The organism is Alloalcanivorax mobilis (assembly GCF_002864685.1).
Lineage (GTDB): Bacteria > Pseudomonadota > Gammaproteobacteria > Pseudomonadales > Alcanivoracaceae > Alloalcanivorax > Alloalcanivorax mobilis.
In genome coordinates, this window is record NZ_NMQZ01000001.1 from 217460 (window position 1) to 244211 (window position 26752).

Annotated in this window: 24 protein-coding genes; 17 read left to right on the forward strand and 7 right to left on the reverse strand. The window is 63.1% G+C overall.

The annotated features are described in order from the left end of the window. The first annotated feature begins 57 nt into the window (after positions 1-57). The 12 genes from CGS25_RS01030 to CGS25_RS01085 all read left to right on the forward strand — a co-directional run bounded on the left by CGS25_RS01030 (position 58) and on the right by CGS25_RS01085 (position 11175). Positions 58-438, forward strand: a complete 381-nt coding sequence (locus CGS25_RS01030; protein WP_101674269.1) for an ATP synthase subunit I — start codon at positions 58-60, stop codon at positions 436-438. A gap of 24 nt (positions 439-462) precedes the next feature. Next, positions 463-1371 carry a F0F1 ATP synthase subunit A gene (gene atpB, locus CGS25_RS01035; protein WP_089033863.1) on the forward strand — a complete coding sequence of 303 codons (909 nt, stop codon included), beginning with the start codon at positions 463-465 and terminating at the stop codon, positions 1369-1371. Between the two features lie 48 nt (positions 1372-1419). Further along, positions 1420-1641, forward strand: a complete 222-nt coding sequence (gene atpE, locus CGS25_RS01040) for a F0F1 ATP synthase subunit C (protein ID WP_067607387.1) — start codon at positions 1420-1422, stop codon at positions 1639-1641. Positions 1642-1705: 64 nt separating this feature from the next. Continuing rightward, on the forward strand, positions 1706-2176 hold the full coding sequence (locus CGS25_RS01045) for a F0F1 ATP synthase subunit B (RefSeq protein ID WP_089033862.1): 471 nt from the start codon (positions 1706-1708) through the stop codon (positions 2174-2176). 19 nt (positions 2177-2195) lie between these two features. Further along, a complete protein-coding gene (locus CGS25_RS01050) occupies positions 2196-2732 on the forward strand; it encodes a F0F1 ATP synthase subunit delta (RefSeq protein ID WP_089033861.1) in 537 nt (178 codons plus the stop codon). A gap of 16 nt (positions 2733-2748) precedes the next feature. Next, positions 2749-4293, forward strand: a complete 1545-nt coding sequence (gene atpA, locus CGS25_RS01055) for a F0F1 ATP synthase subunit alpha (RefSeq protein ID WP_089033860.1) — start codon at positions 2749-2751, stop codon at positions 4291-4293. Between the two features lie 23 nt (positions 4294-4316). Continuing rightward, complete coding sequence (atpG, locus tag CGS25_RS01060) at positions 4317-5177, forward strand: F0F1 ATP synthase subunit gamma (protein WP_089033859.1); 861 nt, start codon at positions 4317-4319, stop codon at positions 5175-5177. Positions 5178-5239: 62 nt separating this feature from the next. Continuing rightward, positions 5240-6625 carry a F0F1 ATP synthase subunit beta gene (gene atpD, locus CGS25_RS01065; RefSeq protein WP_089033858.1) on the forward strand — a complete coding sequence of 462 codons (1386 nt, stop codon included), beginning with the start codon at positions 5240-5242 and terminating at the stop codon, positions 6623-6625. Positions 6626-6646: 21 nt separating this feature from the next. Beyond that, entirely contained in the window at positions 6647-7072 is a 426-nt protein-coding gene (locus CGS25_RS01070; RefSeq protein WP_089033857.1) for a F0F1 ATP synthase subunit epsilon, read from the forward strand. A gap of 151 nt (positions 7073-7223) precedes the next feature. Next, on the forward strand, positions 7224-8582 hold the full coding sequence (gene glmU / locus CGS25_RS01075) for a bifunctional UDP-N-acetylglucosamine diphosphorylase/glucosamine-1-phosphate N-acetyltransferase GlmU (protein WP_101674270.1): 1359 nt from the start codon (positions 7224-7226) through the stop codon (positions 8580-8582). A 24-nt stretch (positions 8583-8606) separates the two neighbouring features. Further along, on the forward strand, positions 8607-10436 hold the full coding sequence (gene glmS, locus CGS25_RS01080; RefSeq protein WP_101674271.1) for a glutamine--fructose-6-phosphate transaminase (isomerizing): 1830 nt from the start codon (positions 8607-8609) through the stop codon (positions 10434-10436). A gap of 67 nt (positions 10437-10503) precedes the next feature. After that, on the forward strand, positions 10504-11175 hold the full coding sequence (locus tag CGS25_RS01085; protein ID WP_157933757.1) for a haloacid dehalogenase type II: 672 nt from the start codon (positions 10504-10506) through the stop codon (positions 11173-11175). Between the two features lie 8 nt (positions 11176-11183). On the opposite strand, the gene msrA is transcribed toward CGS25_RS01085, so the two are convergent. Continuing rightward, positions 11184-12278 carry a peptide-methionine (S)-S-oxide reductase MsrA gene (gene msrA, locus CGS25_RS01090; protein ID WP_101674273.1) on the reverse strand — a complete coding sequence of 365 codons (1095 nt, stop codon included), beginning with the start codon at positions 12276-12278 and terminating at the stop codon, positions 11184-11186. A 209-nt stretch (positions 12279-12487) separates the two neighbouring features. Between msrA and mscL the strand changes: the two genes are divergently transcribed. Next, positions 12488-12925 carry a large conductance mechanosensitive channel protein MscL gene (gene mscL / locus CGS25_RS01095; protein ID WP_089033852.1) on the forward strand — a complete coding sequence of 146 codons (438 nt, stop codon included), beginning with the start codon at positions 12488-12490 and terminating at the stop codon, positions 12923-12925. Positions 12926-13000: 75 nt separating this feature from the next. Further along, positions 13001-14398, forward strand: a complete 1398-nt coding sequence (locus tag CGS25_RS01100; protein WP_101674274.1) for a phospholipase D family protein — start codon at positions 13001-13003, stop codon at positions 14396-14398. Between the two features lie 199 nt (positions 14399-14597). Here CGS25_RS01100 and CGS25_RS01105 read toward each other — a convergent pair whose 3' ends face one another. Then, on the reverse strand, positions 14598-16208 hold the full coding sequence (locus CGS25_RS01105) for a class I adenylate-forming enzyme family protein (protein WP_101674275.1): 1611 nt from the start codon (positions 16206-16208) through the stop codon (positions 14598-14600). Positions 16209-16442: 234 nt separating this feature from the next. Between CGS25_RS01105 and CGS25_RS01110 the strand changes: the two genes are divergently transcribed. Beyond that, a complete protein-coding gene (locus CGS25_RS01110) occupies positions 16443-17645 on the forward strand; it encodes an ABC transporter substrate-binding protein (RefSeq protein WP_232802185.1) in 1203 nt (400 codons plus the stop codon). Between the two features lie 8 nt (positions 17646-17653). Beyond that, positions 17654-18106 carry an acyl-CoA thioesterase gene (locus tag CGS25_RS01115; RefSeq protein ID WP_101674277.1) on the forward strand — a complete coding sequence of 151 codons (453 nt, stop codon included), beginning with the start codon at positions 17654-17656 and terminating at the stop codon, positions 18104-18106. A 103-nt stretch (positions 18107-18209) separates the two neighbouring features. Here CGS25_RS01115 and CGS25_RS01120 read toward each other — a convergent pair whose 3' ends face one another. From CGS25_RS01120 to CGS25_RS01130, 3 genes are all read right to left on the reverse strand, one after another. Then, complete coding sequence (locus tag CGS25_RS01120) at positions 18210-19187, reverse strand: NADPH:quinone oxidoreductase family protein (protein ID WP_101674278.1); 978 nt, start codon at positions 19185-19187, stop codon at positions 18210-18212. 126 nt (positions 19188-19313) lie between these two features. Then, positions 19314-20369 (reverse strand): saccharopine dehydrogenase family protein, encoded by a 1056-nt coding sequence (locus CGS25_RS01125; RefSeq protein WP_089033846.1) that lies wholly within the window; start codon positions 20367-20369, stop codon positions 19314-19316. A 96-nt stretch (positions 20370-20465) separates the two neighbouring features. Next, positions 20466-23573, reverse strand: coding sequence for a penicillin acylase family protein (locus CGS25_RS01130; RefSeq protein ID WP_101674279.1), 3108 nt, complete (start codon positions 23571-23573; stop codon positions 20466-20468). A 233-nt stretch (positions 23574-23806) separates the two neighbouring features. On the opposite strand from CGS25_RS01130, the gene CGS25_RS18925 reads away from it, so the two are divergent. Next, positions 23807-23959, forward strand: a complete 153-nt coding sequence (locus CGS25_RS18925; protein WP_157933758.1) for a hypothetical protein — start codon at positions 23807-23809, stop codon at positions 23957-23959. A gap of 6 nt (positions 23960-23965) precedes the next feature. Here CGS25_RS18925 and CGS25_RS01135 read toward each other — a convergent pair whose 3' ends face one another. Further along, positions 23966-24808, reverse strand: coding sequence for a MerR family transcriptional regulator (locus CGS25_RS01135; RefSeq protein WP_089033844.1), 843 nt, complete (start codon positions 24806-24808; stop codon positions 23966-23968). A 67-nt stretch (positions 24809-24875) separates the two neighbouring features. After that, positions 24876-26615, reverse strand: a complete 1740-nt coding sequence (locus CGS25_RS01140) for an SDR family oxidoreductase (protein ID WP_101674280.1) — start codon at positions 26613-26615, stop codon at positions 24876-24878. Positions 26616-26752: the final 137 nt, after the last annotated feature.

A 26752-nucleotide genomic window follows, 5' to 3' on the forward strand; every position in this document is an offset into this window, starting at 1 on the left:
GGGAGCACGGTGGCCAGTTTCGATGAAAGAGCCCGCAGAACACTGTTCTGGGGCTTGATGCGCGCCCAGCTTATCGCGGTGGTGGTTGCCGCCACGGTAGCGGCGCTGGTCGCCGGTCCTGGTACTGGCCTGGCGGCCGCCTGGGGCGGCGCCATCAGCCTGATCGCTTATGCCTGGGGTGGCTTCCAAGTGTGGCTGCACCCGGGCAATCGCGCGCCCAAGCGCATGGCGACAGCCGCCATGCGCGCGGAAGCTGGAACAGTGGCCATCATGCTGGCCCTGTTCTGGCTCACCTTTTCGAAGGTGCCGTCCATGCGCGAGCTAATACATGTAATGGGTTTGTTTTTCGGGTTCCTGCTGGCGCAGATCGCCGGTTGGATTCAGGTCGCGCGCCTGGAGAATGCCGGGGCCCGGGAAACGGACCGGCAAGACGACTAGACTGGACTGACTGTAGGTATCGATATGGCAGCGAGCTCCGCCAGCGAGTACATCAAGCACCATCTGGGCAATCTCACCTATGGCCAGCTGCCCGCCGGCTATGACCGTAGCTGTCACGGTCACGAACAGACTCTGACCGACGCCACCTGGACCTTCGCCTGCAACGGCCAGGAAGCCTCCGACATGGGCTTCATGGCGTTCCACGTGGATTCGCTCGCCTGGTCCGGTGGCCTGGGTATCATCATGTGCCTGCTGTTCTGGCTGGGCGCCCGCAAAGCCAGTGCTGGCGTGCCTTCCGGGTTCATGAACTTCGTCGAGATCATCATCGAATTCATCGACACCCAGGTGCGCGATTCGTTCCATGGCAAGAGCAAGCTGATCGCACCGCTGTCGCTGGTGATCTTCTGCTGGGTGTTCCTGATGAACCTGATGGATCTGATCCCCGTGGACGTGGTGCCGATGACCTTCCAGTGGATCATGGTGCATTTCTTCGGCTGGTCCGCCCACGAAGCCTATTTCCGTATCGTGCCCACCACCGATCCCAACATTACCCTGTCGATGTCGATCTCCGTGTTCCTGCTGGTGATTTTCTACAGCATCAAGGTCAAGGGCGTGGGCGGTTTCCTGGGTGAACTGAGCTTCAAACCCTTCGAGGCCAACGGCCTGCTGGGTAAATTGATTCTGCTGCCGATCAACCTGGTCCTGGAAGTGATCGCCCTGCTGGCGAAACCGGTTTCCCTGGGCTTGCGGCTGTTCGGCAACATGTACGCGGGTGAATTCGTGTTCATCCTGGTGGCCGGCATGATGGGCACCTGGCAGGCGGTCGCCGCCTGGCCATGGGCGGTGTTCCATATCCTGGTGATCACCCTGCAAGCGTTTATTTTCATGGTGCTGACCATTGTTTATCTGAGCATGGCGGTGGAAGAGCACTGATCCACACTGATTTCTTAACTCAACTGAAGCACTTAACGGGAGTGTAAAATGGAAGATGTGAACCTTCTCGCGGCGGCACTGGTTGCTGGCATGGCGGGCATCGGCGCCGGTATCGGCTTCGGTCTGATGGGTGGCCGGTTCCTGGAATCCGTAGCGCGCCAGCCGGAGCTGGGCCCGATGCTGCAAACCCGCATGTTCATCATCGCCGGTCTGCTGGATGCTGTTCCGATCATCGGTATCGCCATCGCGTTCCTGCTGATTTTCCAGTAAATCGCGCTTATCAAAACAAGCCCCGATTCTGGGAAATCTATGCAACGCGGATTGAGGTGTTGGCATGAACATTAATGCGACACTAATTGGCCAGGCCATTTGGTTCTTCCTGTTCGTCGCCTTCTGCATGAAGTTTGTCTGGCCGCCCATTTCCCGGGCGCTGGAAGAACGTAAACAGAAGATTGCCGAGGGCCTGAGCGCCGCGGATCGGGCGGAACGTGATCTGGTTCTGGCGCAGGAAAAGGCGTCTGCCAATCTTAAGGAAGCCAAAGAAAAGGCGGCCGAGATTATTGAGCAGGCGAACAAGCGGGCCAATCAGATTGTGGAAGAGTCCAAGGGCCAGGCACGCATCGAAGGTGAGCGTCTGATCGCCAAGGCGCAATCCGAGATTGATCAAGAGATCAATCGGGCTCGTGAGGAGCTGCGTAAAGAAGTGGCCGCCCTGGCTCTCGCCGGCGCTGAGAAAGTGCTCGGCCGGGAAGTAAACCGGGACGCCCACAAGCAGCTGCTCGACGAAGTGGCGGCTGAACTCTGAGTGCTACGGATGGCACCCCATGGCTGAATTGACCACCATCGCACGCCCCTACGCCAAGGCCGCGTTTTTGTTCGCGAAAGAGCAGAACGCGCTGGGGGAGTGGGAAAAGATGCTGGGCCTGGCAGCGGCGGTGGCGCGTGATGCCACCATGCGTACCTACCTGGACCAACCGGGACTCGACAGCGATAAGCAGGTTGAGGCGTTCGTGGCGGTTTGCGGTGACGATCTCGATGAGAGCGTCCGCAACTTTCTCGCCCAGATGGCGAGCAACAAGCGCTTGCCGCTGTTGCCCGTCGTGGTGGCGCTGTTCCACGACTTCCTGGCCGCCGATCAGCGGATTACCGACGTGGAGTTGATCTCCGCGTTCGAACTGGAAGACGCCGAAACCGACAAGCTGGTCAGTGTGCTCAAAGAGCGTCTGGGCCAGGAGGTGCACGTTTCCACATCCGTGGATCAGGCACTCATTGGAGGCGTGCTGGTGCGAGCCGGCGATACCGTAATTGATGGCAGTGTGCGCGGCCGGCTTACCCGTCTGGCAGAGCAACTGAACTCTTGAGTTTGAGGGATTAGAGATGCAGCAACTCAACCCGTCCGAAATCAGCGAGATTATCAAGTCGCGCATCGCGAAACTTGATACCTCCACCGAGGCACGGAATGAAGGTACGGTAGTGTCCGTATCCGACGGTATCGTGCGCATTCATGGTCTGGCCGACGTGATGTTCGGCGAGATGATCGAGTTCGAGGGCGGCGTCTTTGGCATGGCCCTTAACCTCGAGCAGGATTCCGTGGGTGCCGTGGTACTGGGCGATTACCTGAGCCTGGCCGAAGGCCAGAAAGTCCGCTGTACCGGCCGCATTCTGGAAGTGCCGGTGGGCCCGGAACTGCTCGGCCGCGTGGTCGACGCTCTGGGTAACCCGGTGGATGGCAAGGGCCCGATCAACGCCGCCGTCACCGACGCGGTGGAAAAAGTCGCGCCCGGCGTAATCTGGCGTCGTGAAGTGAACCAGCCGGTGCAGACCGGTCTGAAGTCCATCGACTCGATGACCCCGATCGGCCGTGGCCAGCGTGAGCTGATCATCGGTGACCGCCAGATCGGTAAGACCGCCGTCGCCGTGGATACCATCATTAACCAGAAGAACTCTGGTATTAAGTGTATCTACGTGGCCATCGGCCAGAAGCAGTCCACCATCGCCGGTGTGGTGCGCAAGCTCGAAGAGCACGGCGCCATGGACAACACCATCATCGTTGCCGCTTCCGCGTCCGATCCCGCTTCCATGCAGTTCCTGGCGCCCTTCGCCGGTTGCGCCATGGGCGAATACTTCCGCGATCGCGGCGAAGACGCCCTGATCGTTTACGATGATCTCACCAAGCAGGCCTGGGCGTATCGTCAGATATCCCTGCTGCTGCGCCGTCCGCCGGGTCGTGAAGCTTACCCCGGTGACGTGTTCTATCTGCACTCCCGTCTGCTGGAACGCGCCGCCAAGGTAAACGAAGACTACGTCGAGAAATTCACTGACGGCAAAGTGAAAGGCAAAACCGGTTCCCTGACCGCGTTGCCGATCATTGAAACCCAGGCCGGTGACGTGTCCGCGTTCGTACCCACCAACGTGATCTCCATCACCGATGGCCAGATCTTCCTGGAAACCGACCTGTTCAACTCCGGCATTCGCCCGGCGATGAACGCCGGTGTGTCGGTATCCCGGGTCGGTGGCGCCGCTCAGACCAAGATCATCAAGAAGCTCGGCGGCGGTATTCGTCTGGCTCTGGCTCAGTACCGTGAACTGGCGGCTTTCGCGCAGTTCGCTTCCGATCTCGACGACGCCACCCGCGATCAGCTCGAGCACGGTCAGGCGGTCACCGAGCTGATGAAGCAGAAGCAATACAGCCCGCAAAGTGTGGCCGAAATGGGCGTGGTTCTTTACGCCGCCAACAACGGCTACCTGAAAGGTGTCGAGCTGAGCAAGATCGGCGATTTCGAAGCCGCTCTGCTGGATTACATGAACAGCGAACACAAAGCGTTGATGGAAAAAATCAACGAAAAGGGTGACTACAACGACGACATCGAAGCCGGTATCAAAGAGGCGATCGAGAAGTTCAAGGCCACCCAAACCTGGTAATTCGCTAAGAAAGGATTAGTCCTATGGCTAGCGGTAAAGAGATCAAAGGCAAGATCGCTAGTGTCCAGAGCACGAAGAAGATTACTCGTGCCATGGAGATGGTGGCGGCCAGCAAGATGCGCCGTGCGCAGGAGCGCATGGCCGCCAGCAAACCCTACGCATCACGCATGCGTCAGGTGGTTGCTCATCTTGCCAATGCTGATCTGGAATACCGGCATATCTACCTGCAGGAACGCGACGTCAAGAACGTGGGTTACATCGTGGTGACCTCCGACCGGGGTCTCTGCGGTGGCCTCAACGTGAACCTGCTCAAGAGCGTGGTGAAAGGCGCTCGTGAATGGGAAGAAAAAGGCGCGAAAGTGCGTTACTGCCTAGTGGGTTCCAAGGGCATTACCTTCTTCAAGAGTGTGGGCGGTGACGTGCAAGCCACCGTCAACGGCATGGGCGACACCCCTCACCTGAGCGATCTGATCGGCTCCATCAAGGTGATGCTGGATGCCTACGAAGAAGGTGAGATCGATCACCTGTACGTGGTGTACAACGAGTTCGTCAACACCATGACGCAGACGCCCAAGACGATCCGGTTGCTGCCGCTGGAGCCTTCCCAGGACGAAGAGCTGCAACACCACTGGGACTACATCTATGAACCGGCGCCCAAGGAGCTGCTTGATTCGCTGCTGGTGCGGTTTATCGAATCCCAGGTGTATCAAGGCGTAGTGGAGAACAATGCGAGTGAGCAGGCGGCTCGGATGGTGGCCATGAAGGCGGCCAGCGACAACGCCGGCGATATCATTCGTGATCTTCAGCTGGTGTACAACAAGGCCCGTCAGGCCGCCATTACGCAGGAAATTTCCGAAATCGTTGGTGGTGCCGCCGCGGTATAGCGAACCGGCAAACAAATAACCTGGTTAACGCGGCGAAAAACGCAAGTTAAGAGGAAGCAAGCATGAGTAGCGGTCGTATTGTTCAGATCATCGGTGCTGTAATCGACGTCGAGTTTCCGCGCGAGAACGTACCCAAGGTGTATGACGCTCTCACCGTGGACGGTACCGAAACCACGCTGGAAGTTCAGCAGCAGTTGGGTGATGGCGTGGTGCGGACCATCGCGATGGGTTCCACCGAGGGCCTGAAGCGGGGTCTGGACGTGACCGATACCCGCGAGCCGATCCAGGTTCCGGTGGGCACCGCCACCCTGGGCCGGATCATGGATGTACTCGGTCGCCCGATCGACGAAGCCGGCCCGATCGGCGAAGAAGAGCGCATGTCGATTCACCGTGCCGCTCCCTCTTACGCGGACCAGGCCGCCTCCAACGAGCTGCTGGAAACCGGCATCAAGGTGATCGACCTGGTCTGCCCGTTCGCCAAGGGCGGTAAGGTTGGCCTGTTCGGCGGCGCCGGCGTGGGCAAGACCGTGAACATGATGGAGCTGATCCGTAACATCGCGATCGAGCACTCCGGCTTCTCCGTGTTCGCCGGCGTGGGTGAGCGTACCCGTGAGGGTAACGACTTCTACCACGAGATGAAGGATTCCAACGTACTGGACAAAGTGTCGCTGGTTTACGGTCAGATGAACGAGCCGCCGGGCAACCGTTTGCGCGTGGCGCTGACCGGTCTGACCATGGCCGAGAAGTTCCGGGACGAAGGCCGCGACGTGCTGTTCTTCGTGGACAACATCTACCGTTACACCCTGGCCGGTACCGAAGTGTCCGCGCTGCTCGGCCGGATGCCCTCCGCGGTGGGTTACCAGCCGACCCTGGCGGAAGAGATGGGCGTTCTGCAGGAGCGGATCACCTCCACCAAGACCGGTTCCATTACCTCTGTACAGGCGGTATACGTGCCCGCGGATGACTTGACCGACCCGTCCCCGGCCACCACCTTCGCCCACCTGGACGCCACCGTGGTACTCAGCCGTGACATCGCCTCCAAGGGTATTTACCCGGCGATCGACCCGCTCGACTCCACCTCCCGCCAGCTCGACCCGCTGGTGATCGGTCAGGAGCACTACGAGGCTGCCCGTGGCGTGCAAACCGTGCTACAACGGTACAAGGAACTGAAGGACATCATTGCGATCCTGGGCATGGACGAGCTGTCCGAAGAAGATAAGCTCACCGTTTCCCGGGCTCGTAAGATCGAACGCTTCCTGTCCCAGCCGTTCTTCGTGGCGGAAGTGTTCACCGGTTCACCGGGCAAGTATGTTTCCCTGAAAGACACGATCCGTTCCTTCCAGGGCATTCTCGGCGGTGATTACGATCACATCCCCGAGCAGGACTTCTACATGAAGGGCTCCATCGACGAAGTTGTAGAGGCCTACAACAAACGTGGTGGCAAATAACCTGCACGGGGAGGAACGCAAATGGCGATGACCGTGCATTGCGATATCGTTAGCGCAGAAAAGCAGCTGTTTTCCGGCCTGGTTGAGCTGGTGGTGGCGTCCGGCGTGGAAGGTGACCTGGGTGTGATGCCCGGCCACGCTCCGCTGCTGACCCGCCTCAAGCCCGGCCCGGTTCGAATCAAGACTCAGGACGGCAACGAGGAAGTGTTCTACGTTTCCGGCGGCTTTCTGGAAGTGCAGCCGAAACTGGTGACGGTGCTGGCGGATACCGCCGACCGCGCCCAGGACATGGACCAGGCGGAAGCCGAGCAGGCCAAGCAGCGCGCCAAGGAAGCCCTGGAAGGCAAGAACACCGAGATGGATTACACCCGTGCCGCCGCCACCCTGGCCGAGGCCACCGCTCGCCTGCGCACCATCGAGCAGATCAAGAAAATGGCGAAACGGTAAGGCCCGGCTTGAAGTCCTGTGTTTTGCGGGATTTTGCAAACGGTGCATTTAAAAAGGGTAGCCTTGGGCTACCCTTTTTTGTTTTCAGTCATGGTGATCCGGGCTGTGCCACGCGGTCGGGAAAAGTCACCGGGAATCAAGGAATACGAGCATGAGTCTAGCCGTTGTGATTCTGGCCGCGGGCAAGGGAACCCGCATGAAATCCGAGCTGCCCAAGGTGCTTCACCCGATCGCCGGCCGGCCGATGGTGCAGCATGTGGTCGAGGCCGCCGCCGCGCTGGAGCCCGCCAACACCGTGATCGTATACGGTCACGGCGGCGAGCGCGTGCGCGAGCAGGTCAGTGGCGAGCGGCTGCGCTGGGCGGAGCAGGCCGAGCAGCTTGGCACCGGCCACGCGGTGGCCCAGGCGCTGCCGGAACTGGAAGAGGACGTGGTGCTGGTGCTGTACGGTGACGTGCCGTTGATCCGCCCGGACACGCTGCGTGATTTTGTCGCCACGGTGAACGATCACACCCTGGCGTTGATGACGCTGACCCCCGACGATCCCTCGGGTTACGGCCGCATCGTGCGCAACGAGCAGGGCGCCGTGGTGCGCATCGTCGAGCAAAAAGACGCCAGCGACGAAGAGCTCAGGATCGCCGAGATCAATACTGGCATTCTGGCCTGCACCCGGCGCTTTTTGAACGACAGCCTGCCGCGCCTCTCCAACAGCAACGCCCAGGGCGAGTATTACCTCACCGACCTGATCGCCATGGCGGTGGACGCGGGCCTCACCGTGGCCGCCAGCCAGCCGGCGTTCGCTTGGGAGGTGGATGGCGTCAACGACCGCCTGCAACTGGCCCGTCTGGAGCGCGTCTACCAGCGCGTGCAAGCGGACACCCTGATGCGCGAAGGCGTGACCTTGCTCGATCCCGCGCGCCTGGACGTGCGTGGCCGGGCCACCGTGGCCAATGACGTGGTGATCGACGTCAACGTGATCCTGGAGGGCGATGTGACCATCGGCACCGGTGTGCGGGTGGGCCCGAACTGCCTGATCCGCAACGCCACCCTGGGCGCCGGTACGGTGGTCGAGGCCCACTCGGTGATTGACGGCGCGGTGGTCGGCGAGCACTGCCAGGTGGGGCCGTTCGCGCGGCTGCGCCCGGGCACCGAACTGGCCGCGCGGGCCAAGGTCGGCAACTTTGTGGAAACCAAGAAGTCCCAGATTGGCGAAGGCTCCAAGGTCAATCACCTGTCCTACATCGGTGACAGCCGCGTTGGCCGTAACGTCAATGTGGGCGCGGGCACCATTACCTGTAACTACGACGGTGTGAACAAGTTCCAGACCACCATGAAGGACGGAGCCTTTATCGGTTCCAACTCGGCGCTGGTGGCGCCGGTAACCATCGGCGAGAATGCCACCGTGGGTGCCGGCAGCGTGGTCACCAAGGATGTGCCGGACAACGGCCTGGCGGTGGCCCGTGGCCAACAGCGCAATGTGGACAACTGGCCTCGACCCAGCAAGAAGTAGGCCCTGGCGGAAAAGGAAGAACCCATGTGTGGAATTGTCGGGGCGGTTGCCCATCGTAATGTGTCCAATATTCTGATCACCGGCCTCAAGCGCCTCGAATACCGTGGCTATGACAGCGCCGGTGTGGCGCTGTTGAATAAGGACGGCCTGCAACGGGTGCGCCGCCAGGGCAAGGTGGCCGCGCTGGAACAAGCGGCCCGCGAGGCTGGCGCCACCGGCTTCACCGGCATCGCCCATACCCGCTGGGCCACCCACGGTCGCCCTTCCGAGGAAAACGCCCACCCGCACATGTCCGGCAACGGCCTGGCGCTGGTGCACAACGGCATCATCGAGAACTTCCAGGAGCTCAAAGAAGAGCTGGAGCAGGACGGCTACCGGTTCGAATCCGAAACCGACACCGAGGTGGTGGTGCATCTGGTGCACCAGGAACTGGAAAAGCGTGGCGACCTGTTCAGCGCTCTGCAGCACACGGTGAAGCGGCTGCACGGCGCCTATGCCCTGGCGGTGATCCACGAAAGCGAGCCGGATCATCTGGTGGCGGTGCGCAGCGGCTCGCCGCTGGTGGTAGGCCTGGGGATTGATGAGAACTACGTCGCCTCGGATCACCTGGCCTTGTTGCCGGTGACCAACCGCTTTCTGTTCCTCGATGAAGGCGACCTGGTGGACGTGCGCGCCGATCAGGTCACCGTCACCGACGTCAACGGCGAGCCGGTCAGCCGCAAGGAACACCAGTTCGACAGCACCCATGAGGACGCGGAGAAGGGCGAGTACCGCCACTACATGCAGAAGGAAATCTTCGAGCAGCCGGCGGCGATTCAGCGCACCTTGGAAGGCCGTATCGATTCACCGCAGGCGGTCAGTGAGGCCTTCGGCGAACAAGCGGCAGCGATTTTTGATCGGGTAAAATCGGTTCAGATCGTTGCCTGTGGCACCAGCTATCACGCTGGCATGGTGGCGCGTTACTGGATGGAAGCGCTGGCGGGGATTCCCTGTCAGGTGGAAGTGGCCAGTGAATTCCGCTACCGCCAGCACGTGGTGCCGGAAGGCACCCTGTTCGTGACCATTTCGCAAAGCGGCGAAACCGCCGACACCCTGGCCGCGCTGCGCGATACCCACACTTCCGAGTACGTGGGTCGGCTGGCGGTGTGCAACGTGGACGGCTCCTCACTGGTGCGCGAATCGGAGCTGACCTTCCTGACCAAGGCCGGCCCGGAAATCGGGGTGGCCTCCACCAAGGCGTTCACCACCCAGCTCGCCGGCCTGTTGATGCTGGTGCTGGCGCTGGGCCGCCGCAAAGGGTTGACCGACGAGCGCATCGAATCGGTGCTCGACGAATTGCGCCAGCTGCCCAACCTGCTGGAGCAGGCCGCCTCGCTGGACACACCGATCCGCGAATTGTCGCGGGCTTTCGTGGAAAAAAACCACACTCTGTTCCTGGGCCGGGGCGTGCATTTCCCGGTGGCCATGGAAGGCGCGCTCAAGCTCAAGGAAATCTCCTACATCCACGCCGAGGCGTATCCGGCCGGCGAGCTCAAGCACGGCCCGCTGGCGCTGGTGGATAAGGAAATGCCGGTGGTGGCGGTGGCCCCCAACGATGAACTCTTGGAGAAACTGAAATCCAATCTCCAGGAAGTGCGCGCACGCGGGGGCGAGCTTTATCTGTTCGCCGACAAGAAAGCCAAGGTCACCGCCGGCGAGGGCATTCATGTGCTGACCATGCCGGCGGTGCCGGAGATCATCGCGCCGATCGTCTACACCGTGCCGCTGCAATTGCTCAGCTATCACGTGGCGGTGCTGCGCGGCACCGACGTGGATCAGCCCCGTAACCTGGCCAAATCGGTGACCGTGGAATAACCGCGAGGGCCGATACCGGCATGGTTCCTGTATGCTCCCGGAGAAACCCACTCCCCGGGAGCCTGTTATGCCTGATCCTCTGATTTTCGACGTCAACGAGACGCTGCTCGACATGGCGGCCATGAACCCGTTGTTCGAACGGCTCAGCAATCGGCCCGGTTTGAGGGGCGAATGGTTTTCGATCCTTAAGGAAAGTTGGCTGGTGGACACCGTCAATGGTGATTATCAGCCTTTCGGTGTGCTCGCCAAGGCGGCGCTGGTGGCGCTGGGCCGAGTTCACGGTTTCCCGGTCAGTGATGCCGACCAGGGCGCGCTCATCCAAGCGCTGACCCACCTGCCGGCTCACCCCGAGGTGCCCGCTGCGTTGGCGCGGCTTCGCAACGCCGGGTTCAGCCTGGTTGCTTTCAGTAATGGCACCGACGAGGCGTTGGCGACGCAACTGGACCACGCCGGCCTCAGGAATTATTTTGACCGCGTGCTCACGGTGCAAACGAAGCGCAACTACAAGCCGGCGGTGGCGGCCTATCGGTGGGTGGCTGGCCAACTGGCGGTGGAACCGGAGGCAATGACGATGATCGCGGCCCATGGCTGGGATCTGACCGGAGCCGCCCGAGCCGGCTGCCGCACCGCCTTCGTGGCACGGCCCGGCAAGGTTCTCAATCCCAGTGGGGCGACACCGGACATGACCGGCGCGGATCTGAATGCGGTGGCTGATCAGTTACTCGCTGCCTCCGGCTAGCTGCGTTGCTATTTGAACAACGTCAGGTATTCCCCATAGCCCAGCTCTTTCATCTTCTCCTTGGGGATGAACTGCATGGCCGCGGAGTTCATGCACCAGCGCTTACCGGTGGGTTCCGGGCCATCGTCGAACACATGGCCGAGATGCGAATCCGCGTAACGGCTGCGCACTTCGGTGCGGGTCATCCACAGCAGATTGTCGTCGTGCAGGGTCACGGCGGTATCGTCGATGGGCCGGGTGAAGCTGGGCCAGCCGGTACCGGAATGGTACTGGTCCGTGGAAGAGAACAACGGCTCGCCGCTGACCACGTCCACGTAGATGCCCTCACGCTGGTTGTCCCAGTAGGCATTGTTGTGGGCCGGTTCGGTGTCATCCTCGCGGGCCACGGCATAGCTTTCCTCGGGCAGCGCCGCTTTGAGCACCTCGTCGCTGGGTCGTTTAAAGCGGTCGGCGCCTTCCCATGGCGCGCCCAATGACACCGCCTCTTCTTCTTCCTCTTCTTCCTCGGTTTTCCAGGGCCGCTCGTCCGGGTGGCTCCAGTGCTGGTCCAGGAACTGGTCGCGGCCGGAGTTAAAGCGGTAGAACTTGTAGCGCACCGCGTGATTCTTGTAGTAGTTCTGGTGGTACTCCTCGGCGGGGTAGAAGGCCTTCAGCGGCACGATTTCAGTGACGATGGGCTTATCGAAACGACCGCTGTTGGCCAGCGCCTGTTTGGACGCCCCGGCCTGTTTCTCCTCAGCGTCGTTCTGGTAGAAGATTTCGCTGCGGTACTGCTTGCCCCGGTCAACGAATTGGCCGTTGGCGTCGGTGGGGTCCACGTGGCGCCAGAACCAGGTGAGCAGATTGTCATAGCTCACCACCGCCGGGTCATAGACTACCTTCACCGCCTCGGCGTGGCCGGTGCCGCCCGCCGAAACCTGTCCGTAGGTGGGGTTGGCGACGTCGCCACCGGCGTAGCCGCTGATCACCTCGGACACGCCCTCGAGCTTTTCGAAATCCGATTCGGTACACCAGAAGCAGCCGCCGGCGAACACAGCGGTGGCTTGTGCCGCGAACGCTTGTCCGGCGCTCAGCAGTAGCAGTACAGCCAAAATACGTTTCATCACCTGTCTCCTCAACAAGATACCGGTTGGATGCCGCCGGGCCCCGTTTGTTACATAGGCGGGTTACATCGGCGGGCCGCATGAGCCGACGGGCCCCTTCACTGTGCGCCGCCGCGCGTGGATATGGCGAGAAGACGTTTCTCCGCTTCGCCATCCGGGCTAACATGTTTTTCGCAGGCTCGCCCGGGCCGGAGCAATGGAGAATAAAGATGGCAATCATCAAGGAATTTCGTGAGTTCGCGGTCCGCGGCAATATGGTGGACATGGCGGTGGGGATCATCATCGGTGGCGCCTTCACCACCATCGTCAAAAGCCTGGTGTCTGACATCATCATGCCGCCGATCGGCCTGCTGATCTCCGATGTGGACTTCGCCGATCTGTTCGTGGTGCTCAAGGGCGCCGGCGATTACGCCACCCTGGCCGACGCGCAGGCCGCCGGCGCGGTCACGCTGAATTACGGCATGTTCATTAATAACGTGATCAGCTTCCTGATCGTGGCCTGGGCGGTGTTCTTCCTGGTGCGCGGCATCAACCGCCTCAAACGCAAGGAAGAAGCGGCCGCCCCGGTGGAAGAAACACCCACTCCCGCCACCCCGGAAGACGTTCTTCTGCTGCGTGAGATCCGCGACAGCCTCAAGCGTGGGTAATAAGGCGCGGCGGCAGCCGCACTTCGTTCAGAACGGGGCACCACGGCGGCCGCGCGCGGCGCGGGCGTATCCGTTGTGAGCGAAAAGAATGGTACCCCGGCGCTGAATCACTCCCGCTTTTGTCTGGTGGACAGCAGCCGCGAAGCCTTTCTGCTGCGCGTCGCCAGCGCCCGGCTGGCGCGCAAGACCCTGGATTTGCAGTACTACATCTGGGACGACGACACGGTCGGCAAACTGCTCGTCTACCGTGTGCTGGAAGCCGCCCGGCGAGGGGTGCGCGTGCGGCTGCTGCTCGATCATGCCAACCGACTGGGCCGGGACGTGAAATGGGCGGCGCTGAACACCCATCCAAACGTGGACGTGCGCCTGTTCAATCCGTTTCGCGGGCGTTACAAGCACTTTATTCAATGGCTCTACCACGCCCCCCGCCTCAACCACCGCATGCACAACAAAGCCTGGATCGTGGATGGCGAGCGCGCCATCGTCGGTGGGCGCAACATCTCCGATCAGTATTTTGGTGTGCACGCGGGGTCGAATTTCCGCGATCTGGACCTGTATGCACGCGGGCCGATCGTCGCCGACACCCAGGCGGCTTTCGACAGTTACTGGCACAGCGATATCACGGTAAAGCTGAAGAGCCTCAGGCCGCGCTCAGCGATCAACGCGGAGCGGCTCTGGCGTCAGCTTGAGGCCTGGCGAGAGGGCCTGGAGCATTTCCCCTATCAGGACCGGCGTGATCCGCGCCGACTGGAAGCGATCCTGGCGGCGGCGGATCAGCGGCAGATCAGCGCCCCGGCGGCGCTGTTGTTTGACCCGCCGGACAAAGCCAAGGGCCTGCCCCAGCGGCTGATGGGCGATCAACTGGCCCGCCTGCTCGGGCGCCGCTCCTTGCGCGAAATACTGATTGAGGCCAGTTACTTTATTCCCGGCGACGATTTCGTGGCGGCGCTGGGCGGCTTGCATCGCCATGGCTGCCGGGTGGCGCTGCTTACCAACAGCCTGGCCACCAACGACGTGATCGCCGCCCACGCGGCCTACGCCCGCTACCGCCCGGGACTGCTGAAAGCCGGCGTGGAAGTGCATGAACTGCAACCCAACGCCCGCGCCATGCTCCGCCAGACCCGACTGCTGCGCGGCCGCTCAAAGGCCAGCCTGCACACCAAAGCAATGGTGCTGGACCGCCACGAATTGTTCGTCGGCTCGTTCAACCTGGACCCGCGCTCGGTCAATCTCAATACCGAGATGGGCTATTACCTGTACAGCGAAACACTCGCCAGCGAAGCGGCCACGTTCGTGGAGGAGGGCATGGCGCCGCAAAGCAGCTACCGGGTCATCGAACAGGACGGCGCGCTGCGCTGGGGCGGAGGCGACCACAACCGCCCTTTTCTACACCGTCACGAACCCCAGGTCTCGGTGCCCCGACGGCTGGCGTCGAGGCTGTTCTCGTTGCTGCCGATTGAGAATTTGCTTTGACGTAATGCGCTGGCGCGCAACACGCACGCGCTTCGCGCTACACGCAGCACGCTTGCACGCTTAGAGCCAACCGTTCCATCTTGGTTGTGCGCGATAACCGGTCCAGATGCGTAGCCGCAATGCCGGAAGAGCCGGGTTTTGACTTTAGCGTGCAGGCGTGTAGCGCGAAGCGCGTGCGTGCTGCGTGTTGCGCAACCTCTCATTCCCGCTCAGTCTGCGCCTGCTCCTTCCAATACGGGTCGCGCAGTTCGCGTTTGAGAATCTTGCCGATGGTGCTGCGTGGCAGGTCGTCGCGCAGTTCCACCTGGGACAGACGCTGCCCTTTGCCGAGCTGGGCGTTGGCCCAGTCGCGGATCGTGTCCGGGCTGGTGTCGGCGCCCGGGCGGCGCACGATCAGGCCGAGCGGGGTTTCGCCCCACTGCTCGCTGGGCACCGCGATCACCGCGGCGTCGATCACGTCATCGTGCTTGAGCAGCACTTTTTCGAGATCTTCGGCGTAGATGTTGAAACCGCCGGAGATGATCATGTCCTTGCGGCGATCCAGCACCGACAGGAAACCGTCTTCGTCGAGGCGGCCCATGTCGCCGGTACGGTAGAACACCTCGCCGTCCGCGCTGGTCCACAGCAGCTCGCTGGTTTTGTCTTCGCGCTTGTAGTAGCCGCGCATCATGGCGCCGCTGCGGCCAACGATTTCACCGATCTCGCCGGCCGGCAGTTCCTTGAGGTCCTCGCCGATGATGCGCAGCTCGCAGCCCGGGCTGGCTTTGCCCACGGTGGCCCATTTAGTGGGATTCTCCGCGCAGTTGAGGGTGGTGGTCACACCGCCCTCGGTGAGGCCGTAAAACTCGATGATGTTGCCCGGCCAGCGCTTCATCGCGTCGGCGATGATATGGGCGCGCAGCGGCGCGCTGGTGGAAAACTTTACCTTGAAGCTGCTCAGATCGAACGAATCGAAGTCCGGTTCGTTGAGGATGCGCTGATACTGCACCGGCACCAGCATGGTGTGCGTGACCCGGTGCTCCTGGGCCAGCTCCAGCCAGCGGTGCGAGTCGAACTTGCCCATCGTCACCAGCGTGCCGCCGCCGAACAGGGTCGGCAGGACCGACACCAGGGTGGTATTGGAATACAGCGGTGTGGAGATCAGGTTCACCGCCTCCTGATCGTAGCCAAGCACCTCGACCCGGGCCATCTGGCGGGCGCGCAGACGATGGTCGTGCAAAATGCCCTTGGGGACGCCGGTGGTGCCGGAGCTGTAGATGATATTGAACGGGTCATCCAGGCTCGGGACGTGATCGGGGGCCTCGCTGGAGGCGTCGCCCAGCCAGTCGGCGAAGGAAGTCCAGCCGTCGGCTTCGAAATCCAGGCTGACGCGCTGTTCCGGGGCCACATTGCCGAGATCGCCGAGCAGCGGGGTGATCAGTTCGCGGTGCTTCTCGGAGACAAACAGGAAGCGCGCGTCGCAGTCGTTGACCATCAGCGCCAGGGTTGGGCCGGCGGCCATTCCCGACAGCGGTACCATGCAGCCGCCGGCGGACAGGGTGCCCAGGAACAGGGTCAGGTAGCGGGCGCTGTTCTCGGACAGGCCAGCGACCGTGTCGCCGCGGCGCAGACCGGCGGCGCGCAGGCGATTGGCCACCTGGTTCACGTTGTCCACCAGTTGACCCCAGGTGAGCATGCCGGTCTCGTCGTGGACCGCGGGACGTTCGCCCTGAACGGACGCCCAGTGGCGCAGGCGCTCGGGGACGGACACAAAGGCTTCATCCGCCACCTGGGGGGCGTAAACGGGCATCGCTTCACTCACCGCGGTCATGCTGCTCTCCCTTATAATGGAACTTTGTTTTAAATTTGGCCGAAAAGGATACTCCTCGGTATGACGCTTCTCAATACCGGCCGGTCACGCTTTCTCGGCGACCGTCTGACCTAAGGCTAATAACGCCTTACCGGGGGACTGTGCTAGTAGGAGGGAGACGATAATAAAAACGGGGGACGACAGATGTTCAAGTCACTGAAACCAGTGTTGTGCGGGATATTCAGCTTGCTTGCCATGGGCGCTCACGCAGCGGTACCGGTGAAGCTGGGGCTGAATTACCCCCACTCGGGGGAGTATCGGGAAGAGGGCCTGATGCAGAAGCGCGGTGCCCTGATGGCCATTGATGAGATCAGTGCCGCCGGCGGGGTGCTGGACCGGCCACTGCGGTTGATCGACCGGGATTCGGCGTCCCAGGTGGATCGGGCCCGGGCCAATGTGGATGCGCTGGCCGCCGAGGGCGCCGCCATGCTGTTCGGAGGCTCCTCCAGCGCGGTGGCGATTGCCGCCAGCCAGCAGGCCCGCAAGCATGACCTGCTTTATTTCGGTACGCTCACCTATTCCAACGATACCACCGGCAAGGATGGCCACCAGGGCCTGTTCCGGGAGTGCTACAGCGCCTGGATGGCGGCGCGGGTGCTGGGCGACTACCTGCGTCAGGAGCACCGGGATCAGACCTACTTTTACGTTACCGCCGATTACACCTGGGGCCACACCACCGAGGCGTCGATGCGCGCCTTCACCGGTACCGAAAAGGCGGACCGCCACCAAAGTGTGCGGGTGCCGTTTCCCGGCGGCCGGTATCACGAGATCCAGGAGGCCATGAAGCGGGCCGCGCAAAGCGACGCCAAGGTGCTGGTGTTGGTGCTGTTTGGTGAACAGATGGTGCATGGCATGCGCATCGCCCAGCAACTGGGGTTGTCCGAGCGCATGCAGATCGTGGTGCCGAATCTGACATTGAGCATGGTGGAGCAGGCCGGACCCTTTATCATGGCCGGTGTGATCGGCGCTTCGCCGTGGACCTGGAACGTGCCGCTGCAGTTTGATTACCCGCGCGGACGGCAATTCGTGGAGGCGTTCTCCAGCCGTTATCGCACCCGGCCGTCGACGTCGGCGGCGTCCGCGTACAGCATCATTTATCAATGGAAAGACGCGGTGGAACGGGCCGGCCGTTTTGACAGCGCCGCGGTGCGCCAGGCGCTGGAGGGCCACCGTTACTCCCTGCTCAAGGACGAACAGATCTGGCGGGCGTTCGACCACCAGAATGTGCAAAGTGTCTACGCCGTGCGCATCAAGGCGCGCGACCAGGTGATGAAGGATGAATACCGGCAGAATTTCTTTGAGATCATCAGTGTGATGTCCGGTGAGGACGCCGCCCCGACCCTGGCTCAGTGGCAGCAGGCGCGGCGCGATGCCGGCAAACCCTTGCAACTGGAATAGGAGTTTTCATGACCGATCAACCGTTCCGCTACCGCCTTCGGGTGCGCTACAGCGAATGCGATGCGCAACAGGTGGTGTTCAACGCCCGCTACGCCGATTACGTGGATCTGGCGATGACCGAGTTCATGCGCTCGCTGGGGCGGGATTACACCGCCCTGCTGGAGCGCGGGCTGGACAATCAGGTGGTCAAGTTGACACTGGAATGGCAGGCCTCGGCGCGTTTTGATGACATCCTGGAGGTGCGTGTGCGCACCCTGCACCTGGGCAACACCTCGTTCAGCCTGGAGCACCAGATCGTCAACGCCAGCAGCGGCGAGAACCTGTGCCGGGCGGAAGCGGTGTACGTGATGATGACCACCGAGCCGTTCGAGAAAACCCGCGTGCCCGACGACCTGCGCACCGCTTTGCAAGAGGGCGCGGCTGGGAAGATGGTGGATCAGAGTGGGGGAGTTAAAAGTTAAAAGTTAAACGTTGAAAGGGCGCGGGCACGGCCTTTGCAGAGCGGAGGCGCCATGCCCGCGTTTCAACTTTTAACCTTCAACCTTCAACTTTGGGCCAGCCGGTTCAGTCGCTGACCTTCAACACCACCTTGCCTTTGGCGCGGCGTGAGGAGAGCGCGGCGAGGGCGTCTTCGTATTGCTCGAAGGGGAACACCTCGCTGACGCGCGGATTAATCTTACCGTCGCTGAACAGCTGCATCAGTTCTTTCACGTTTTGCAGGTGTTCCTTGGGTTCCTTGGCGGTGAACGCGCCCCAGAACACACCGACCACGCTGCAGCCCTTGAGCAGGGTCAGGTTGGCGGGAATCTTGGGGATCTCGCCGGCGGCGAAGCCGACGATCAGGAAGCGACCATTCCAGGCCATGTTGCGCAAAGCCGGCTCGGTGAAGCGATCGCCCACCGGGTCGTAGATCACATCGATGCCCTGGGGGTAACGGCTTTTCAGCGCGTCCTTGAGGTCTTCATCGGTGTAGTTGATCAGGTCGTCGGCGCCGGCTTCCTTGGCCACCTGCAGTTTGTCGTCGGTGCTGGCGGCGGCGATCACCACGGCCCCCATCGCTTTGCCCAGCTCCACCGCGGCCAGACCGACGCCGCCGCTGGCGCCCAGCACCAGCAGCGTCTCGCCGGGCTGAATGTTGGCGCGCTGTTTAAGGGCGTGGTAGCTGGTGCCGTAGACCATGCTGAAGGCGGCGGCGGTTTCATCCTTCATGCCGTCCGGTACTGGAATCACCCGGTTCGCGGAGACCACCATTTCTTCGGCGAAAGAACCGTAGCCGGTCAAGCCCATTACCCGCTGGCCGGGCTTCAGGTGCTTCACTTCGGGGCCTACTTCCATGATCTCACCGGCCATTTCGCCGCCCGGAGAAAACGGCAACTCCGGTTTGATCTGGTACTTGCCCTGGATAATCAGGGTGTCGGGGAAGTTCAGGCCGGCCGCTTTCACCTTCACCTTGACCCCGTCGCCGCTGACCTGCGGAGACGGTACGTCTTCGATCACCAGCTTGTCCGCCGGCCCCAGTTCCTTACACAGAATGGCGCGCATGGATACTCTCCCGAAATGATTGAAGCAGATTTACGAAACCGACACGCTAACGTCGGCCTTGTGATTAAACAAATGCATAAGAATGATCGGATACTATAAGCCACACTTATCAAGAGGAAGTGTGTGTTAGCGCTCGCTTACTTCGAAACGTCCGGAACCTGACAATTGTTCCACCAGTTCCAGACCACAAAGTCGAGCTGGAGTGTAGCAGCCCGGCGCCGGCGAGTGTTCTTCGATATGACGGCGCACCGCCAGGGCGCCGTGCACGGTCAGGGAATAGCCGTTGGCGGTGCGGATGCGCACCACCCGCTGCTGGCCGGCGCCGTTGCGGGCTTCGCCCCATATATAGGTGGGCTGGCGCTCCCGGGTGGCTTCGTCCGGACCGCTGACGCGGCGCTCCACCTGGGCTTTCAGAAAATCCTGAATCGAGCGCCGGCCCAGCAGCGGGCGAGTCAGGTTGCCGGCCTTGGCGGCCCAGATAAACCAGCGAGGGGAGGGGATGTACACCTGGATGTTGGCGATGCCGGTGGTGTGCCAGGCGGTGCTGACGTCGCCCCAGGGGATGGTCATCGCCCAGCGCGGGCCATCGCCGAAATCCAGCCGCCGCACCTTCCAGGCCAAAGGTACCTCGCACAGCTCGCCGCGAATGCGGGCGCGCCCGCCCTGAGCCAGGCCCTCGACGGTGGATTTGGCGGTGCCCGGCGACAGCCCGGAACGGGTCGAAAAGCCCAGCGAAAGGTGGGTGGCGTCTGGCAGTTCCTCCTTGAGCTTCGCGGCCACGCAATCGGTGGGGATCACGTCCATGCCCACGCCCGGACAAGCCACGATGCCCGCCGCGCGAATTCGCTCAGCCTGGGCGAACAGATGCTCGAACACCGCCACTTCACCGGTGATGTCCAGATAGTGGGTGCCGGCGCGCAGGCAGGCTTCCAGCATCGGCGCGCTGGTGGCCGAGAACGGGCCGGCGCAATGGATCACCAGATCAATGTCGGCCAGTTCGTCCGCCACCAGCGCCACGTCATCCAGGCCAAACACCCGGTATTCCAGACCTTCTTGTTCCGCCAGCGGCGCCACCCCGGCCTCGCGCCGCCCGGCCAGTACCGGTTTGAGGCCCTGGCCACGGGCGGCCCGGGCGATCAACTCACCGGTGTAGCCATTGGCACCGTAAATCATCCAGCGCATGTCGTTGTCCTGTTGCCCGCCGAAGGAGCGGTCCAACGTCGATTGTGGCACGGCGCAAATCGATGTTGGAACCGCTCGCTGTGAAAGGAGGGCCGGTCAGCGGTGGTTGGTGAATTCCACCACCTGCTGGAAGGTGGGGCGGTTCTGCCAGTGAATGGCGGGCACGCTGGAAAGGCCGATGGCGCGGTGTTGGATGGCGTCGGCTTGTTCGTCCACGTTCCAACTGTTTTGGCTGGCGAGGCCGCCCAGGTCTTCCAGCGCTTGGTCCAGGCTGGTGGCGAGGGCCGTCCGACAGGCTTCGGCCGTGTCGCTGTCGGCGCAGCGCAGCCGCTGGTAAGGGTGTTCGCTGGCGCCCAGCGCCTGGTCGAGCACCCTCTGCAGGTAGCCGTAATAGCCTTTCTGATAGGCCGAGCCCATCTCGCCGGGCTGGTTATCACGCTCCATCAGCACGAAGCCCTGGCTGTCGTCGTCTTCCACGGCGGTGAGCTGGGGCAACAGCGTCTCGATCATGCGTGGGTACCAGGCGTCCATCAGCGCCACGGCCGCCTCGTCGTCGTAATCATCGTTGGCGTCGCGGTCGCGGCGTTGTGCCTGATTGTCGATCCAGTCGCGCAGCAGGGTCACGGCGCTGCCTTGGTCGGCGGTCAGCGACGCGCTTTCCAGCAGGTCCAGGGCGCGTGGCAGCACTTCCTGACCGCGCAGATCCACGGTGGCGGCGTCGCCCATGGCCTCGACCAGATTGGCCAGCGTCACGCCGCCCTGATCCACCAGATCGCGCAGCCGTACCTCAAGCATGTCGTTGCGGTGCACCGGGCCGAAGCTGGCGTTGCCGTCGGCGGCCCACCAGTCTCGCGCCGGGCGGTTGTTCCAACTGGCCAGGTAGCCACGCGGCGGATTGGCTTCGTGGGGGTGGGCGTCCTGGCCGATAAAGCCCTGCCAGTCGTACTGGCCATTGCCCCAACTGGGCAGTTCCGGGTGCACGCCTTCGGCCCGTTGCGGGTAGAGCCCGGCGTGGAAGTAGGCGACGTCGCGGTCATCGATGTAGAACCAGTTGAAGCTGCCGGTGGTGTAATTGAACACGTCGTAGAAGCTCTGAACGTCGTGAACGTCGTTGCGGGTGGCGAGCAGGAACGGCAGCGCGGTGTCCAGCTCCGCGAAATAGGTGCTGCGCTGGCGGGTCAGCGCCACCGGCTGGCCGTTCACGGCGGCGTAGCCGATCACCGGGCCGTATTCGGCGGTGCGCAGAGCGCGGCGATGCACGGCGAAGTTCTGGCCGATGGCCGCCGGGTCGTCGGTGGGCACCGCCACGTTCCAGCGTGCCGGCCACTGGTCCTCGATCACGTCGAACGGTTTGCAGGCACCGGCCAACTGGTAGCCGTCACCGCCGTTGCACAGCCGCACCACGCGCACGTCGGCGAGATCGGAACTGCCAGAGGTGGCGCTCCAGGCAAAGTCCGGGCCGCGGCCGATCACCACATAGGGCAGGCCGGTGAAGGTCATGCCCCGGGTGTGGATGTCGCCGCCGTTGACCGACATTTCCAGCAGCAGTTGTGGCACGAAGTAGCTGGTTTGCGGGCCAAACACCGCCATCGGACGACCGCTGGCGGTGTGCTCGCCACTGAGCAGCAGAGCGTTGGAAATGGCATTCGGGAAGCCGTCACGCAGCCCGTCCAGGCCGGCCACCAGATTGCCGACCTTGGCGCGCAAGGCCAGCCGCTGGGCATCGCTCAATGTGGTCCGGGACGGTGCCGCCTCGGGCGCCGGCGCGCGCCAGTGGCGCCACAACCGATGCGTTTCGATTTCCACCCGCGCCCAGCGGCTGGCCAGGTCCGGCGCGCTGTCGCTGGAGGCCAGCGACAGCAGGCCGCCGAGCAAATCACCGACGGCGTCGAGCAGGCCGCCGACCACGCCGGTGCCCGGCAGGGCGGGCAAATTGCCAATGGCCGTGGGGCAGGTGGTCTGCCCGGGCCGGCCGCACGGTTCCACGGTAAGCGGCTGATAGGCCTGATAGGTGCCGGCGTCGAACAGCACCGCGCCGGGGAAACGTCCGGCCAGCTCGCCGGACAGCGGACACAGCGCTTCGTCGATGGCCGGTGGTGACTGGGTGGCGAACGACAGCTCGGTGGTGACCGTGGAATCGGCGTCGGTGGCGTGGCGCAGATCGCGCCACAGGTCGCAGGCGGCCTGATCGGAGCCGGTTTGCTCGCGCAGCGTTTGCAGCAGCAGCACGTTGTTCTGCTCGTCGCCGCCGCCGCCGGCGAAGATGCCCTGGATCAGGGTGGCGATGGCGACCACATCCTCGATCACGAACGGTTCCAGTTGCACCCCCAGGCCCAGGTATTCGATCGGTGCTTTGAGCAGACCGCTTTGCACATCGCTCACATAGCGATTGAGGCCATCCACGAAATGGGTGGAATCGGTGTAAATCTGGGCGCCATCGTCGCCGAAGCGCGCCACCGCGTTGGCGATTTGCGCGGTGCGGTCCTGCTCCCGGTAGGGCGCGTCCAGGGCGATGTCGCGGTCAAAGGAAAAATCCGCCGGGCCGAGAAAACGGGACAGCTCGCCGCGCCCGGCGCGGCGCAGCACGTCGAGCAGGAACAGGCGATCGGCGGCGGTCACATAGCCGGTGCCGAACAGCGCGTCGGCGCGGGTGTCGCCGAAGATGTGAGGCACGCCGTAGGCATCGCGTTTGATCGATACCTTGATCGGCCCCTCTTCCACCACCTGTTCGCTCTCCCAGTTGCCGGCGTCCGGCGCGCTGATCGGCGCGCGCTTGAAGTAATCGACGATCTGGTCGTCGCTGAGCCCCGGCGGGCTTGAAGAGAGCGCGTCGTAGAGTGCCAATTGGTCATCGAAATGCGGCTCTTTGCTGAGTGCCGGCACCAGGCCAGTCTCGGCGACCAGATCATCAAGCAGGGTACTGATCAGGTCGCCGAGCCCGGGGACATCGGCGGTCAGGTTGGCCAGGCCACCGTTGTCGTCCTGACCCGGGGGCAGAATATTGAACACACGGCCGTAATCGGCGTAGGGCGCGGAGACCTGGCTGGGCCGGGCTTCTGGTGTGCTCGGGCCCTCGGGGGGCGGCGTGCCCGGATTGGGCTCGTTGGGGGTCGGGGTGCTGGCGGAACCGCCGCCGCCACCGCCTCCACAGGCGGTCAGCAACGCGGCAAGCATCAATACGGGTACGGTCAACCTGCGGCTCATGGGGCCTCCGGCAATGTCTTTGTTGTTTTTGGTGGCCGCCGTCCATGGCTATACATCGGTACAGACGTGCCAGAATGGCACGACGGTTCCGGCGCCGGGAGACGCCGACACAAAAATGCAGCGAAACGAAACGCGCCGTAATAGGTTGCTCTGGGACCCTTTGTCTACGCCGTTCGCGTCAATGATTCTGTTGGCGTGGAATACCGCTGCTGTGGTTCCGGGTGGATCGGGGAATGACGATGAAGGGCACAGGCGCGGGGAGAGGGTGTGCCGTGCCCGCGCTGAAAGGTCATTTGGCGAGCAGAAAAAAGAAAGAAGATAAGAAAAAAGCCGTTGCGCTCACAACGCCCAACGCCACCTTGATAAGCTTGAAGCTTGAAGCTTGAATCCGCCTAGTGATGCTTCTCCAGATGGGCGAGCACGTTTTCCAGGCGGTCGACGAGAATCTTGTTGATGCTGGTTTCCAGCACCCGGCCCAGTTCGTCGTTGACCACCGCTTCGGCGAGCGGGCGGATGCGGGTGATGAATTCCGCCAGGCGGGGTACGTCCTCGCCTTCGGGCAGGCTGTTCTCGCCGTATTTCTCGTCGATGATGTGCTGGGCGATCATGCTGATGAAGCGCTCGGCGAGCTTGTCCACTTCCTGGCGCACCAGGCGCACATGGGTGAGCACCGCGTCCAGCGGCACGCCCGCTTCCACCAGCTCCTTGCCGGCGTTGTAGATGCGCGGGTAGGGCACGCGCAGGCGCATGCCCTCGGGAATGATGTAACCCAGGCTGACCGCCTTGGTCATCACTTCCGGGGTAATGTTGTCGCCGAAGTCCTCAAGCAGATTCTGATAATCCAGATAGGAAGGCACTTCCGGATTGCGCCAGGAGGTCACCGCCACTTCCAGGCCCAGCACATCATTGAGATCGCGGCCCTCTTCCCAGGCGTTGAGCAGGTCGCGGATGTTATTGAGCGTGTAGCCCCGCTCGAGCAGCGCGCCGATGATCTTCAGGCGAGCCAGGTGCACGTCGGTATAAATGCCGGTGCGACCGCGCTTCTCTGGGGGCGGCAACAGGCCGCGATCCTGGTAGGCACGCACGTTACGCACCGTGGAACCGGCCTCGCGGGCCAGTTCATCGATGGTGAATTCCTCGCGCTTTTCCAGGTTGGGCGCGCCGGCCCCGGGTTTCGGGGAAGTCTGGCGCAGAGTGCGGAGGATGGCAGCGGGTGTTTTGCGTGATGAGCTCATGAGGCGATGATAAAGCGGTTGCCCTCGGGGCGCCAGGGAGCGCGTTACGCCCCCCTGACAGTGGGTGTTACAGGTTCATTTCCAGGCGCGCCAGCCGCCGCGCCAGGGTCGGTGCCAGCCGGCCCACCAGGCGCATACCGGTGGCTTCCACGCTCACCGGCACTTCGGCGCGGTTATCGCGCACCGCCGCGACGATGGCCTCGGCGACCCGGTCCGGGGTAAAGCCACGGCGCTGATAGAAGCGCCGGGCGGCGTCGCGGCGCCGGCCCTGTTCCTGATCGTCGACGCCGACAAAGCGGGTGCGGCCGGTGATGGGCGTGTCGATAATGCCCGGGCAAATGGCGGACACGCCGATGCCCTGGTCGGCCAGTTCCGCGCGCAGGCATTCGGTGAGCATCAACACCGCCGATTTGCTGGTGGCATAGGCGGGCAGCACCCGCGAGGGCAGATAGGCGGAGGCCGAGGACACGTTGACGATATGCCCGCCCTTTGCCTGCTCAATCATCTGCTTGCCGAACAGCCGGCAACCGTGGATCACGCCCCACAGATTCACATCCAGCACCTGTTTCCAGTCCGCCACGCTGGTTTCCAGCAGCGGGCCGGCCAGGCCAATGCCGGCGTTATTGACCAGCACGTCCGGCGCGCCCAGGTGTTTGTCCACGTAGCGGGCCAGCGCTTCCATGGAACGGGCATTGCCGACGTCGGCCTTGCGGCTCAGGGCGTTGCCGCCGGTAACACGGATCAGCTCGGCGGTGCGCTCGGCGGCGTCGGTGTCGATGTCGGTGCACAACACGGTGGCACCACGCTCGCCGAACGCCAGCGCCGTTTCCCGGCCGATGCCGGAGCCGGAGCCGGTGATCACCACCAGCTTGCCGCTGTGCTCTTTTTGATCGCGGGTGACCCGGGCGCGGCGCAATGCCGGGTTCGCCGGCGCGCCCTCCAGATGATCAATGAACTCGCGCAGATAGCGCGCGGTCAGCGCCGGGTGGCTGAGCAGCGGGCCCCAATGGCCGGTGTTCAATTCACGGCGCCACAGCGCGCCACACCAGCGGCTGGCCAGATCCGCCAGGGCCGGGCCCACATAGCGGTCGCGGCGGGCGACCAGCAACTGCACCGGGATGGTGGTGTGGCGCTCGCGGGGATGGCGCAGGCACGGCAGCATGTTGGCCCGGTAAAGCGCGATGCCCTGGGTGCCGTCGCGGGTCTGGGTGGGGTTGACCGGCGCGCTGATCCGCTCGGTGCGCCGCAGCAGGGCCGGCCAGGCGTCGCCGAGGCCCAGCTTCCAGGCCATCGGCGCCAGCCCCGGCACATGGAAGGCGCCGATGTACCAGCTTTTGGCAAGCTGACCGAGGCTGCCGGCCAGATCGCCGGCGCCGGTCTCGCGCAGGTTTGCGCCAACATGGTCCAGGCAGGGCCCGGACAGGCTGGTGTAAGAGGCGATGCGGCGCTCGGCGCCGGCTTCGGTGACCGCCTCCCAGCTTTGTATCGAGCCCCAGTCGTGGGCCACCAGATGCACCGGCCGGCCGGGGCTCACCGAGTCGATCACCGCGAACAGGTCATCGCGCAATTGCGCCAGTTTGTAGGCGGCCAGCCCGGCGGGGGCGGAGGACGCGCCGGCGCCGCGCACATCGTAGGTCACCAGGTGGTAATCCTGATCGCCCAACGCCTCGGTGACCGCGTCCCAGACTTCGCTGTTGTCCGGATAGCCGTGCACGAACAGGACCGTGGGGCGTTGCGGGTCGCCGCGGCGACGAGTGGCGATATTGACGCCGTCGCGGGTCACGGTGCGGTGTTGCCAGGGCTCCATCAGGCAGCCTCCTTGATAGGCAATATAGGCAATATAGGCAATGAAGAGCAAGCCAGCCGGGGACAGCGGGCAGTGCCATTGTCGGTGTTTTGGCTGGCCGGGCCATTAGCCGGTGAGCCCGGCCGGCCTGACGGCAC